A 12,405-nucleotide genomic window follows, 5' to 3' on the forward strand; every position below is an offset into this window, starting at 1 on the left:
GATTGATGTGTTCCAGTTCTCAATGCATCTCGGTAAACGCGATTTTCACGCCGAGAGCAATCAGCACCGCGCCCATGGTGCGGTCGAACCAGTGGCCCATGCGGGCGAAGCCGGCGCGCACGCGCTGCTGGCTGAACAGCATCGCCACCAGGCAAAACCAGATCGCCGTCGCCACCGCCAGGTACACCCCGTAACCGGCCTGCACGGCCAGCGGCGTGTGCGGGTTGATCACCACGGTGAACAGCGAGAGGAAAAACAGCGTGGCTTTCGGGTTCAGGCCGTTGGTGACGAAGCCCGAGGTGAACGCACCCCTCGCGGTACGCACGCCAGCTTCCTTTTGCAGGTCATCAGTGACGGTTTTCGCCGGTTGCGCGCGCAAGGCCTTGAAGCCGATGTACAGCAAGTAAGCCGCTGCCGCCCACTTCAGCGCGTTGAACAGCACGATCGATTGCGACACGATCAGACCGATGCCGAGCAACGAATAGCCGACATGCAGGAATATCGCCGAGCCCACGCCCAGCGCGGTCCAGGTGCCGGCGCGGCGCCCGTGGGTCACGCTCTCGCGCACGACCACGGCAAAGTCCGGGCCGGGGCTGGCGACGGCGAGCAGATGGATCAGCGCAACGGTCAAGAACTCGGTCCAGTACATGGGGGCTCCTCAGAATTCGATTGTTCAAACTGGGCTCATTGCCGAATGCTTTCCCTGTGGGAGCGAGCTTGCTCGCGAATGCGGTGGGTCAGTCAACAAAGCTGTTGAATGTGACAAGGCTTTCGCGAGCAGGCTCGCTCCCACAAGTGTCCGAGGCATTGCGGTGTCGAGTAACCAATTGTTTCATCTGGTAGGCTCGGCAGAGTACGCCCTCCGCTCACAGCACAAAAGGTACAGTTGATGACGAACACGCACCGTGCGGTATTCCTTGATCACCCTTCGCTGGATCTTGGCGATCTGGACCTCGGTCCGTTGCGTGAATGCTTCAGTGATCTACAGCTGTTCGCCCAGACGTTGCCGGAGCAGGTCAGCGAACGCCTGCAACGCGCCGATGTGGCGATCACCAACAAAGTCGTGATCGATTCAGCCGCCATGGCCGCCAACCCGCAACTGAAACTGATCCTGATCAGCGCCACCGGCACCAACAACGTCGACCTCGCCGCCGCTCGCGCTCACGGCATCACCGTGTGCAATTGCCAGGCTTATGGCACGCCGTCGGTGGCGCAACACACGATCATGCTGTTGCTCAACCTCGCCACGCGCCTGGCCGACTATCAGAAAGCTGTGGGCGCAGGCCGCTGGCAACAGGCGAAACAGTTCTGCCTGCTCGACTACCTGATCGTCGAACTGCAAGGCAAAACCCTCGGCCTGCTCGGGCATGGCGAACTCGGTGGCGCCGTGGCGCGGTTGGCCGAAGCGTTCGGTATGCGCGTGTTGCTCGGGCAGATTCCCGGGCGCCCGGCGCGGCCGGATCGTTTGCCGCTGAATGAACTGCTACCGCAGATCGACGCCCTGACCCTGCACTGCCCGCTCAACGAGCACACCCGGCATTTCATCGGCGCCCGCGAACTGGCTTCGATGAAGCCCGGCGCATTTGTGGTCAATACCGCTCGTGGCGGCCTGATCGATGAGCAGGCGCTGGCCGACGCTTTGCGCAGCGGTCACCTCGGCGGCGCCGCCACCGATGTGTTGAGTGTCGAACCCCCGACCCAAGGCAATCCGCTGCTTGCCGGCGATATTCCGCGCCTGATCGTCACCCCGCACAACGCCTGGGGCAGTCGCGAGGCACGCCAGCGTATCGTCGGCCAGCTGAGCGAAAACGCCGAAGCGTTCTTCAGCGGTGAGGCGCTGCGGGTCGTCAGTTGATAAACTGCGGCACTTTTTTTCAAGGAGCAGTTATGGATCCGCGCAGTGAAGTACTGCTTCGTCAGGCCGAGTTATTCCAGGGTTCGCTGTTGTTGGCCGGCCTGCCCGCCGATGATTTGCTCGGACGCCTGCCCAACGCGTTCGGCTGGTGCTGGCACGCTGGCGATCAAGCCGCGCTGGATGCACGTTTCGAAGGCCGCAGCCATTTCGGCGTGAATGTCCCGGACCGCGAGTTCGACAGCGCTGTGGTGTTCCTGCCCAAATCCAAGGACCTGACCGATTACATCCTCAACGCCGTGGCATCGCGTCTGGCCGGGCGTGAAGTGTTTCTGGTCGGGGAAAAACGCAGCGGCATCGAAGGCGCGTCGAAACAGCTCAACCCGTTCGGCAAGCCGCGCAAACTCGATAGCGCCCGTCACTGCCAGCTCTGGCAAGTCACCGTGGCCAATGCGCCAGAGGCGAAAACGCTGGAAAGTCTCGCGCAGACGTACGAACTGCCTCTGACCGAGGGCCCGCTGAAAGTCATCAGCCTGCCGGGCGTGTTCAGCCACGGTCGGCTGGATCGCGGCAGCGCCCTGCTCCTGGAGCATCTGGACAAACTGCCGAGCGGCCATCTGCTCGACTTCGGTTGCGGCGCGGGTGTGCTGGGGGCTTCGGTTAAACGTCGCTATCCGCACAATCAGGTGACCTTGCTCGATGTCGACGCGTTCGCCGCCGCCAGCAGTCGTCTGACCCTGGCCGCCAACGGCCTGGAGGCGGACGTCCTGACCGGTGATGGCATCGACGCCGCACCGATGGGTTTGAGCGCGATTCTGAGCAATCCGCCATTCCATGTTGGCGTGCACACCGATTATTTCGCCACTGAGAATCTGCTGCGAAAAGCGGCCAAACATCTGAAAAACGGTGGCGAACTGCGCCTCGTGGCGAACAGCTTCCTCAAGTATCAACCGCTGATCGAGGAGCACTTGGGCATTTGCGCGATCAAGGCTGAAGGCAATGGTTTTCGGATTTACCGGGCCAAGCGCGGTTGAAAATTTGTTCTTGCCCAATCGGATTTGCCTAGGCAGAATCCGCTCCGTCCTAGGGGAGTAGTCTCCCACGAGCGCCAAGCTCGTCCGGCATACGTCAACATACTTGATCCTCAGATCATGGCGTATGCGACCCAAGCGTCCGCAGCAGACGGATCGCAGGGTTTGACAAGACCTATGACACGCACACCTTACCCGGGGCGGGAAGGCTGTACGTGTCATAGCCGTGTCGACCCGCCCCTTAGGAAATCCCTGATGCTGGACTCGTTACTCGTTCCCACCGCAATCGTTGCCTTGGCCGAAATCGGCGACAAGACGCAACTGCTCGCGCTGATTCTCGCCGCTCGCTTTCGCAAACCCTGGCCGATCATTGCCGGGATTGTCGCCGCGACGCTGGCCAACCACGCAGCAGCCGGTGCGGTAGGTGCCTGGTTCGGCAGTTTCTTCTCCGACGCCGTGCTGCACTGGATCCTCGCCGCCAGCTTCGCTGCCACGGCACTGTGGACCCTGGTCCCGGACAAAATGGATGATGACGAAGCCAGCACGGCGCGCAAGTTCGGGCCGTTCCTGACTACGCTGATCGCGTTCTTCCTCGCCGAAATCGGCGACAAGACCCAGATCGCTACGGTGATGCTCGCCGCGCAATATCCGGAACTGTGGCTGGTGATCATCGGCACCACCGTGGGCATGTTGATTGCCAACGTGCCGGTGGTACTGGCGGGTAATTTCGCCGCAGACAAACTGCCACTGACCCTGATTCGCCGCCTCGCGGCTTCGGCGTTCATGATTCTGGCGATTGTTGCGGTCTATAAAGCAATGCAAAGCAGCGGCTGGGTTTGAACCAGCTGCAAGCTTACGCCGATCGCGCCGATCGTTCCCACGCTCTGCGTGGGAATGCAGCCGGGGACGCTCCGCGTCCCATTGGAACGCGGAGCGTCCCTTGAGGCATTCCCACGCAGAGCGTGGGAACGATCATCGACTCAGGATTTCGGGGCTTTTTCGTAAAGTGGCATCACCTTCGGAATCGCTGCCTGCAACGCGGCAATCCGGCTGGTCGAGGCCGGGTGAGTGCTCATGAACTCTGGAGGCGAGCCTTCCGAAGCCTTGCTCATCTTGTCCCACAGGGTGATCGCCGCGTTCGGGTTGTAACCGGCGCGGGCGGCCAGTTCCAGGCCGATCAGGTCGGCTTCGTTTTCGTTGGCGCGGCTGTTGGGCAGGGTCATGCCGTAGTTGGCCACGGTGTCGGCCAGCGCCAGGCTGTCCTGACCCAGACCGAACAAAGCTCCGGCGCCCTGCTTGGCCATCTCCATACCATACGCCTTGGACATCGCCTCACGACCGTGCTCGCGCAGGGCGTGGGCGATTTCATGGCCCATGACCGCGGCAATTTCGTCGTCGGTGAGTTTCAGGCTGTCGATCAGCCCGGTGTAGAAAATGATCTTGCCGCCAGGACCGCAGTTGGCGTTGAGCTCATCGCTCTTGATCAGATTGACTTCCCATTGCCACTGCGCCGCGTCCGGGCGGAAGGTCGGCGCCTGGGCGATCAAGCGATTGGCGATGGTCTGCACGCGCTTGGCTTCCGGGCTGGTCTTGTCCAGCACACCTTTGCTCGACGCCTCGCCGACGGTTTTCTGATACGACTGCGCGTACATCTGGTCGACCTCTTGCGAGGACAGCATGCTGAACATGTACTGCTTGCGCTCCACGCCCACGGCACCGCCGCTGGTGGTGTTGACCGACTGACAACCGGCCAGCAACAGCGCTGCGCTCAGTGCACTTGTAACCAATGTCTTGTTCATTCAAAAGAGCTCCCTGAAAACCTGAGGCGTATCCTAGGCGGCTAATCGTATTGGCGCCAGATACAACGGACGCATTGCGCGGCCATTCACCTATGGCCGCAAGACTGGCTGGAAATTCCTCAACGCGCATTGAATCCGCCGCGCACCGATCCATCAGCGACATCGCGCGGCGATTCCGACCAACGTCTCTCATGGCCCCGCGCGTGCCGCCGATAAATCCCTCGCAGACAGTCCTCTTGCGTGCGGAGCTCCCATGAAGTTCAAGTCGATCCAGTTTTCCGTCGCCGCCCTGGCCGGCGCCATCGTTCTCAGCGTGGTCGCGGCGCTGGTGCTGTACGCGCTGTTCTCCGGCGCTCGCACTCAAGAAATGGTGCAACAGCGTACCCAGGCGCAGTTCGAGCAAGTGATCGAGCAGCGCCTGACCTCGCTGGCGCAGACGCAGGTCAGCCAGATCCAGCGCGAACTCGAAGCGCCGCTGCTGATCGCCGGCGGCCTGGTACGGGTCAATGCTCTGCTCGGCACGCCAGGCACCGATGGCCAGCCGCGGCTGAGCGTAAGCCGCGAACAGTTGATCAGCCTGATCAAGGAAAACGTCGAAAAGAATCCGAAAATTCTCGGCACCTACATCGGCTGGGAGAAAAACGCACTGGACCACAATGACGCGGCCTACGTCGGCAGCGCCGTGGTCGGCATCGATCCGGCCAACGGACGCTTCCTGCCGTGGTGGTTCCGCAATACCGACGGCAGCCTGGGCGTGGACAAACTGGCCGATGTCGACGATCAGAAAACCCTGTCCACCGGCGTGCGCGCCAGCGAGTACTACCTCTGCTCGAAAGAGACGAAGAAACCCTGCGTGATCGACCCGGCACCGTACAAGGTCGGCGACAAAATCGTCATGCTCGCCTCGTTTATCGAACCGATCATGGTCAACGGCGCGTTCCAGGGCATCGTCGGCGCCGACCTCTCGGTGAACTTCATTCAGGACATGCTCCTCGCCGCCAACCAGAAGCTTTACAGCGGTGCAGGGGAAATGGCGCTGGTCGGCGGCAACGGGCGGATCGTTGCCTACACCAAGGATTCGAGCAAATTCGGCGAAAAAGTCAGCGACATTCTCGATGCCGAACAAACCAGCAACCTGGCCAACCTCAAGCGCGACGAGGTGACTTACTCGGTCAATCAGGCCAAGGGCCGCATAGAGCTGTACCTGCCGTTCGGCATCGGTCAGACCGACGCACGCTGGACGTTGATGCTGCAATTGCCGCTCAACGCCGTGATGGCCGACCTGCGAACCCTGCAGGCCGACCTCGATGCCCGACGCAAATCCGACACCTTCGGCATGGCCATGGTCGGCCTGATCATCGCCGGCATCGGTCTGCTGGTGATCTGGCTGGTGGGCCACGGCATTGCCCGGCCACTCAAGCAAATGGTCGCCATGCTCGATGACATCGCCCAGGGCGAAGGTGATCTGACCCGGCGTTTGAGCAGTGATCGCAGCGACGAACTGGGCTCGATTGCCAAAGGCTTCAACACCTTCCTCGCCAAGTTGCAGGCGATGATTACGCAAGTAGTGAGCTCGGTGCAGAGCGTCAGCGATTCCTCGGAACACACCGCCGACATCGCCATCCGCACCAACATCGGCGTGCAGAAGCAAATGGCCGAAATCGATCAGGTGGCCACCGCCGTGCAGGAAATGACCGCCACCGCCCAGGACGTCGCACGCAACGCCACCCAGGCGGCACAAGCTGCAAGCCACGCCGATCAGGCCGCCAGCCAGGGCATGCAGATCGTCCGCGACACCTCGAATTCGATCGGCGTACTGGCGGTGGAAATCGGCAAGGCTGTCGACGTGGTGCAGACGCTGGCCAAGGACAGCGAAAACATCAACGCCATCCTCACCGCCATTCGCGGGATCGCCGAGCAGACCAATCTGCTGGCTTTGAACGCGGCGATCGAGGCCGCGCGGGCCGGCGAGCAGGGCCGCGGTTTTGCGGTGGTCGCCGACGAAGTGCGCAATCTGGCGCAGAAAACCCAGAAAGCCACTGAAGAAATTCAGACGATGATCCAGCAACTGCAACAAGGCACCCGCGATGTGGTGCGGGTTATGGAAGACAGTCAGAACCGCACCGACGAAAGCGTTCAGCACGCGGCAAAAGCGGCCGAGGCCTTGGAGACGATCACTCAGGCGGTGTCGGTGATCAACGATATGAATACGCAGATTGCCAGCGCCGCTGAGGAGCAGAGCGCAGTGGCCGATGACATCAATCGCAATGTGATCAATATCGGTCAGGTAGCGAATGAAGTGGCCGGCGGTGCGGATGAGTCGAGTTCGGCGAGCGCCGGGTTGACCAAACTGGCGGAACAGCAGCGGCGGTTGATCAATCAGTTCAAGGTCTGAAAAATCAAGAGCCCCTCACCCTAGCCCTCTCCCGGAGGGAGAGGGGACCGATTGGGGGATGCTTCAAAAGTCCGTCGACCCGCAGGTCCTCGCTGAATCCATAATCGACTGGTTCTTTCAGGTCGATGTCTGACGCGAGACACCTCGGTCGGCCCCCTCTCCCTCCGGGAGAGGGCTGGGGTGAGGGGCTTTTGATCTAAATGCCTTAAGCCGGGGTCAAACACTCCGGCCCATTGAGCTTCGGATCATTCACCAGATTCGCCAACACCCGCTCACGCAGCGCCGTCGGTTCACTGGCGAGCAACCCCTGCAACACATGCAGCGGCGTTTCAGGATCCAGCCAGGCAGCTTGCCCGGTTTCATCAAGAATCAACGGCCGCCGCTGACTCGCCGCCGACTGAGTGATCACCGCCGTGCTCAGCCAGACCTGCTCCTGCACCGGATACGCTTCCCAGATCGCGGCGAAAAACAACGACGAGCCCTCCCCCGGCGTCAGCCAATACGGGCGCTTGCGCTGGGTGCCGCGCCATTCGTAAAAACCGTTGGCGGGCAGCAGGCAGCGACGCAGACGCAGGGCCTCACGAAACATCGGCTGCTCGGCCACGGTTTCGGCGCGGGCATGGGCCGGGGTTTTCGACAGATCGGTCAGCCACGGCGGTGTCAGGCCCCAGCGCGCACGGGCCAACGTGCGCTGGCCGTCTTCGTCGGCACGCAGCATCAACACCGAATCATTGGGGGAAATGTTCCACTGCGCCTGCTGATCGGCGGGAAAACCTGGCAGGGCCGCGAAGTCGCGGTTCCAGCGAAACAGGGCATAACGTCCACACATGGGGCAACACGACTCTTGATCAAACGAACGTCAGCCTAACAGACCAGCGTCCCGGGGAAGCTCTCCGGTTCGTCGCCGGGCAGCGGCAGCGCGGCATTGTACGCATTGATCAGCTCGCGGGCGTATTCGGCCTGGTCGTTGTCCACCGACAACCCGAGCAGGCCGAAGATCGGCAGTTCCCCCGTACCGCCCACCAGATCACGGCCGATCAGGTGCGCCTCGATCCCTTCATTGGCGAGCATGCCCTTGAGCATCTCGCCTTCCATCAGGTTCGCCGGTTCGTAGATGCGCTGCATACGCGGCCCTCACTCGTTTTCGCTGAAGACTTCGAGAAACCAGTCCTCACCGTGCACCTGCAGAACAAAGGTGATCGGCCGGCAGCACACCTGACAGTCCTCAATATAAGTCTGATCGCCACCGGACAGGTCCACGGATGTTTCAACCACTTCCCCACAATACGGACATTGATACTCAGCGGCTTCCAGCATCGCGGTCTCCCAAGTGACTTGTGCGTATAATCGCCGGTCTATTTGCAGGGCAATTTTTGTCTGACTACTTTTCAGACCGTGCCCCGCGGGTTTTCGATCAAACCCTTTACTTACCCTAGCCGTTTCCAACAAGAGAGCATGATGGGCGAATTCGATGCCATCCGACCTTACGACGACAGCGAAGTACCTGCGGTACTGGCAAGGCTGCTCGGCGACAAGGCGTTTCTAGATATCCTCACCCACTTCCGCTTCCCGCGTTTTGCCGGTGCCTTCGGCTGGATGCTCAAACCTCTTATAGCCCATCGGCTGCGTCGTGAGTTTGCCGACGTGGATTCCGTGGCTACCTTACAGGACAAAGTCGAGTTCTACGTCGACCACACCATCGAGCGCGCCACCGATGGCGTGACGTATACCGGTGTCGAGCAGTTCAAGTCCGGCAGCGCCTACCTGTTCATCGCCAACCACCGCGACATCGTCATGGACCCGGCCTTCGTCAACTACGCGGTGTACCACGCCGGCCTGCCGACGCCGCGCATCGCGATTGGCGACAACCTGCTGCAGAAGCCGTTTGTCAGCGACCTGATGCGCTTGAACAAGAGCTTCATCGTCCACCGTTCGATCACCGGCCGTCGCGAGAAAATGGCTGCGTATCAATTGCTGTCGGCGTACATCAATCACTCGATCCGCAACGATTGCGCGTCGATCTGGATTGCTCAGGCTGAAGGTCGGGCGAAGGACGGCGACGACCGCACCGAGTCGGCGATCCTCAAGATGTTCCACATGAGCCGCAAGGACGAGCCGTTCGGCGAAGTGATCCGTTCGTTGAACGTGACGCCAGTGTCGATCAGCTATGAGTACGACCCGTGCGATCAGGCCAAGGCCCGCGAACTGTACATCCGCGCCACCACCGGCACCTACGCCAAGGCGCCGGGCGAGGATGACGTGAGCATTGCCAAAGGCATCACTGGCTACAAGGGCCGGGTGCACGTGAACTTTGCCGCGCCGATCACCGAGGTCTTCGAAGACACCAAGCAATTGGCGATCGAGATGGACAAGCAGATTCTCGGCGGTTACCGGTTGTTCCCGGTGCATTACCTGGCGTACGCGCAGTGGGCGGATGCCGATCCGCAACTGAACGTGCCGAAGGCGGCCGAGGTGTTCCCGGCTGACGAATTGGCCAAGGCGCAGGATGAGTGGCAGAGCCGACTGGACGCCTGTCCCGCTGAGCATCGCCCGTATCTGGTGCTGCAATACGCGACGCCGGTGCGCAATCAGTATCGGGTCAAGGCTGGGTTGCCGCTTTAATTATTTGCAGCAGGATCAAAAGATCGCAGCCTTCGGCAGCTCCTACATCGGATTCGTGTAGGAGCCGCCGAAGGCTGCGATCTTTTGCTTTCAGAAGCGCGTGCTGATCCAGGACACCAGCAACGCAAGCCCCAGGCAGGCAAAACCGAAACGATAGAAGAACCGGTTCATGCGCAACGTTGCCCAATCGAGCATCGGCTCGGCATTCGGCTGCGCCTGGCGCTGGGCGGCGAGACTGGCCTGGGCGCGTTGCTCACGGCGGCGGGTCGCGTGCAGCAGCCAACTGCCCGGAAAAGCCAGCAGCAAGGCCAGTAGATTGATCAACTTGGCGGGATGGGCGGTAAACAGCGTCATCAAGTGCAGCGACATCACAGACCTCTAACTTAACCGGTGTGGCAGACGCCAGACCGACGACCGCGGCGCGGATTCTACCCAAACCCCAAGGCTCTGCCCCAGCCTTTGCGACAAATAACCTGACAATCGACCGATGGCTGTCCTGTGTCATGGCATCGTCACGTGGATGCTTCACCCTGCGCGCCTCGAAACCCGAATGGAATGCGACATGCTGCACGCGGAAAACCAGGATCGCCTGTATCTCATCACCCCATACGACGACCAGCAAAGTCTGGTGGGCAGCCTTGCCTTCAATGTTCAGGACCGGCACTGGCTGGTGTATTGCGCGCTGGGCGGGCATCAGCATGCGGATTTGCCTGAGACTGACTTGCTGACGGGTGTCAGCGTTCTCGACTTTTATTCACAGGCTGCCTAAAAGCAAAAGCACCCTCACCCTAACCCTCTCCCGGAGGGAGAGGGGACTGACCGTGGTGTTTGGTCGAGGCTCATCGACCTGAAAGCCCGAGATGAATGTAGATCTCAAGAACAACGCAAATCGGCTCCCTTTCCCCCTCGCCCCCTTGGGGGAGAGGGCTGGGGTGAGGGGGTAAGATTTCAGATCCCACAAAAAAGCCCGGGCTCATCGCTGATCCCGGGCTTTTTCACATCCGCCGAAAATTACTCAGCGAGCACCTGACCCACCGTCGGATCCTTGAACAGACGGGTCAACGCATCGCTCAATACATCGCTGACCAGTTTGGTATTGGTTTCCTGATTCGGCGCCATGCCGAAGCGCTGGTCCAGCGACGCACCGTAGCGGCCGCTGTAGCGGCGGTTGGCGTTCTGCACGTCGGAGCGGAAGGTCGCGCCGATGGTGGCTTCGGTCACGTACATGCCTTCTTTCGGCGACTGGTATTTCAGCTCGGCCAGGGTCACGGTCAGCTGCGGCGCGTTAGGTGCGCTGGTGGTCGGGGTGAAGCCGAGCAGACGTACGGCAGCTTCGGCCTGGGCCTGCAGCTTCGGCAGGATCTGCTCGCGCTGCACGGTGATGGCGCTGGTTTCCGGATACAGACCGCCACGGGTACCGAGGGTCGGCGACGGACGACCGTCGACCACACGCACGATGACAGGCTGGCCGCGACCGACCGCTGGCAATTGCGTGGTCAGCTTTGGCTCCGGATTCAGTTGTTGCGGGCTGTGGGCGCAGCCGGCGAGGGTCAAACCGGCGACAGTGATCAAACCGAACAACAGGCGTTGCAACATGCTCTTCTCTCCAGAATCAGGCACAAACAGGCCGGCAGTATAGCGGTGGGCCACTGCGCGTAACCAGCGCCGCACAGTGAATACTGCAATGTCTGACCAACCCCGCCGAAAGCGGTTCCTGTCACACATTCTTCACCGTCCATACACCGCGACGTCACGGCCCACCGGCAAGCTTCACAGCAGTCCTCCTTCAAGGAACTCTGCCATGCGTTATCTGATCTCGCTGTTCGCCCCGCGCCCGCTGCATCGCAGCTTTGCCCTGCTCGACCGCAACGGCCACTGCCAGGCCTTCAAGCAGTGCAGCCTGCAACCGATGGGTGACGGTTGGGTGGAAATCGAAGAAATCCGCCTGACCTGGCTGCACCAGCCATTGCCCGCCAGCGCGCGGGTCGTACCGCGACAAATGCGCGCACGGGGTCAGGTGCAGTTGAGCATCTGACCGGATGCCTAATAAAAGTCATTAAACACGAGCAACTGCGCGCATTTCTTCGCTACAATCTCCCCCCGATTATAAGGACGTCTCCTGATCGGGCCCCGCAACAGCGTCAATGCGCATGCATCGACATCAAAATCGCCCACAGAGAGCCGCCCACACAGATCGAGTGAAGTTGGCGCGCTTGCCTGTTCTTCCGGCAAAACCCCGCTTTTCGCGAATCTGCAGAGCTGTCATTCGCTCGGCCACCGCGTTGTTTTGCCCTTGCGGGCAGGTGCCAGGCCAAGGCAGCCCTTTTTGAGGTTCACGTCTTCAAAAGAGCGTGAAAAAAACGGGTTTTCACAACTTCACAAGAGTGTGGCGAGCAAATGAATAGTTTTGCGTCTGAACATGCACCATTAGCGTCTGAAACAGCCCAACGACACAGGACCGGGTATACCTCGAATACCGGAGCCTGAAGCCTGTCCGCTACGGATTTGGTTGCACGAAAACGGATGTCTCGACCATAAGTCGAATTGCCAGCCCTGGGCGAAAATGCGTTCATGGAACGCTTGAAACCAGGCCGCACGCATCCGTCGAAGTTGCGAAAAATTGCGAAGATTCGGACATGGCCAACCTGACCATGGATAGCCCGGGCCCACTGACCTGCCCTGGAACGCCTGGCAGCCATGCCGACA

Annotated in this window: 14 protein-coding genes, 2 pseudogenes and 1 riboswitch; of the genes and pseudogenes, 8 read left to right on the plus strand and 8 right to left on the minus strand. The window is 60.8% G+C overall.

All coding sequences use genetic code 11. The features are described from left to right. Positions 1-19 precede the first annotated feature (19 nt). Complete coding sequence (locus J2Y90_RS00995; protein WP_253495812.1) at positions 20-649, minus strand: LysE family translocator; 630 nt, start codon at positions 647-649, stop codon at positions 20-22. Between the two features lie 54 nt (positions 650-703). Next, positions 704-808 (minus strand): annotated as a pseudogene (locus J2Y90_RS26675) (metal ABC transporter ATP-binding protein); the annotation flags it as partial. Between the two features lie 81 nt (positions 809-889). Here J2Y90_RS26675 and J2Y90_RS01000 point away from each other — a divergent pair. From J2Y90_RS01000 to J2Y90_RS01010, 3 genes are all read left to right on the plus strand, one after another. Continuing rightward, positions 890-1,855 (plus strand): 2-hydroxyacid dehydrogenase, encoded by a 966-nt coding sequence (locus tag J2Y90_RS01000; protein ID WP_253495814.1) that lies wholly within the window; start codon positions 890-892, stop codon positions 1,853-1,855. A 32-nt stretch (positions 1,856-1,887) separates the two neighbouring features. After that, the gene (locus J2Y90_RS01005) at positions 1,888-2,886 is read left to right on the plus strand and encodes a class I SAM-dependent methyltransferase (RefSeq protein ID WP_253495816.1); all 999 of its coding nucleotides are present in this window, start codon (positions 1,888-1,890) and stop codon (positions 2,884-2,886) included. Between the two features lie 39 nt (positions 2,887-2,925). After that, a riboswitch (yybP-ykoY riboswitch) is annotated at positions 2,926-3,050 on the plus strand. 88 nt (positions 3,051-3,138) lie between these two features. After that, the gene (locus J2Y90_RS01010) at positions 3,139-3,723 is read left to right on the plus strand and encodes a TMEM165/GDT1 family protein (protein ID WP_042609731.1); all 585 of its coding nucleotides are present in this window, start codon (positions 3,139-3,141) and stop codon (positions 3,721-3,723) included. Between the two features lie 140 nt (positions 3,724-3,863). Here the strand turns inward: J2Y90_RS01010 and J2Y90_RS01015 are convergent, their stop codons facing one another. Further along, entirely contained in the window at positions 3,864-4,682 is an 819-nt protein-coding gene (locus J2Y90_RS01015; RefSeq protein WP_253495818.1) for a M48 family metallopeptidase, read from the minus strand. 1,342 nt (positions 4,683-6,024) lie between these two features. Here J2Y90_RS01015 and J2Y90_RS26680 point away from each other — a divergent pair. Together J2Y90_RS26680 and J2Y90_RS26685 are read left to right on the plus strand one after the other, a co-directional pair. Next, a pseudogene (locus tag J2Y90_RS26680) lies at positions 6,025-6,222 on the plus strand (HAMP domain-containing protein); the annotation flags it as partial. Positions 6,223-6,333: 111 nt separating this feature from the next. Beyond that, positions 6,334-7,077 (plus strand): methyl-accepting chemotaxis protein, encoded by a 744-nt coding sequence (locus J2Y90_RS26685; protein ID WP_430981869.1) that lies wholly within the window; start codon positions 6,334-6,336, stop codon positions 7,075-7,077. A 205-nt stretch (positions 7,078-7,282) separates the two neighbouring features. Here J2Y90_RS26685 and J2Y90_RS01025 read toward each other — a convergent pair whose 3' ends face one another. The 3 genes from J2Y90_RS01025 to J2Y90_RS01035 are packed head-to-tail and all read right to left on the minus strand — an operon-like array spanning position 7,283 to position 8,394. Next, positions 7,283-7,906 (minus strand): SOS response-associated peptidase, encoded by a 624-nt coding sequence (locus tag J2Y90_RS01025; protein ID WP_253495822.1) that lies wholly within the window; start codon positions 7,904-7,906, stop codon positions 7,283-7,285. Positions 7,907-7,941: 35 nt separating this feature from the next. Continuing rightward, complete coding sequence (locus tag J2Y90_RS01030) at positions 7,942-8,202, minus strand: putative signal transducing protein (protein WP_253495824.1); 261 nt, start codon at positions 8,200-8,202, stop codon at positions 7,942-7,944. A 9-nt stretch (positions 8,203-8,211) separates the two neighbouring features. Continuing rightward, positions 8,212-8,394, minus strand: coding sequence for a CPXCG motif-containing cysteine-rich protein (locus J2Y90_RS01035; protein ID WP_253495826.1), 183 nt, complete (start codon positions 8,392-8,394; stop codon positions 8,212-8,214). A gap of 141 nt (positions 8,395-8,535) precedes the next feature. On the opposite strand from J2Y90_RS01035, the gene J2Y90_RS01040 reads away from it, so the two are divergent. Further along, complete coding sequence (locus tag J2Y90_RS01040) at positions 8,536-9,699, plus strand: 1-acyl-sn-glycerol-3-phosphate acyltransferase (protein ID WP_253495828.1); 1,164 nt, start codon at positions 8,536-8,538, stop codon at positions 9,697-9,699. Positions 9,700-9,789: 90 nt separating this feature from the next. On the opposite strand, the gene J2Y90_RS01045 is transcribed toward J2Y90_RS01040, so the two are convergent. Further along, complete coding sequence (locus J2Y90_RS01045) at positions 9,790-10,068, minus strand: hypothetical protein (protein ID WP_064362140.1); 279 nt, start codon at positions 10,066-10,068, stop codon at positions 9,790-9,792. 193 nt (positions 10,069-10,261) lie between these two features. On the opposite strand from J2Y90_RS01045, the gene J2Y90_RS01050 reads away from it, so the two are divergent. After that, complete coding sequence (locus tag J2Y90_RS01050) at positions 10,262-10,468, plus strand: hypothetical protein (RefSeq protein WP_016770662.1); 207 nt, start codon at positions 10,262-10,264, stop codon at positions 10,466-10,468. Positions 10,469-10,710: 242 nt separating this feature from the next. Here J2Y90_RS01050 and J2Y90_RS01055 read toward each other — a convergent pair whose 3' ends face one another. Next, the gene (locus tag J2Y90_RS01055) at positions 10,711-11,295 is read right to left on the minus strand and encodes a YajG family lipoprotein (protein WP_039761315.1); all 585 of its coding nucleotides are present in this window, start codon (positions 11,293-11,295) and stop codon (positions 10,711-10,713) included. Positions 11,296-11,500: 205 nt separating this feature from the next. Here J2Y90_RS01055 and J2Y90_RS01060 point away from each other — a divergent pair, with 205 nt between their 5' ends. Continuing rightward, a complete protein-coding gene (locus tag J2Y90_RS01060; protein WP_064362138.1) occupies positions 11,501-11,734 on the plus strand; it encodes a hypothetical protein in 234 nt (77 codons plus the stop codon). Positions 11,735-12,405 lie beyond the last annotated feature (671 nt).

This window comes from Pseudomonas koreensis (assembly GCF_024169245.1).
GTDB lineage: Bacteria > Pseudomonadota > Gammaproteobacteria > Pseudomonadales > Pseudomonadaceae > Aquipseudomonas > Aquipseudomonas koreensis_F.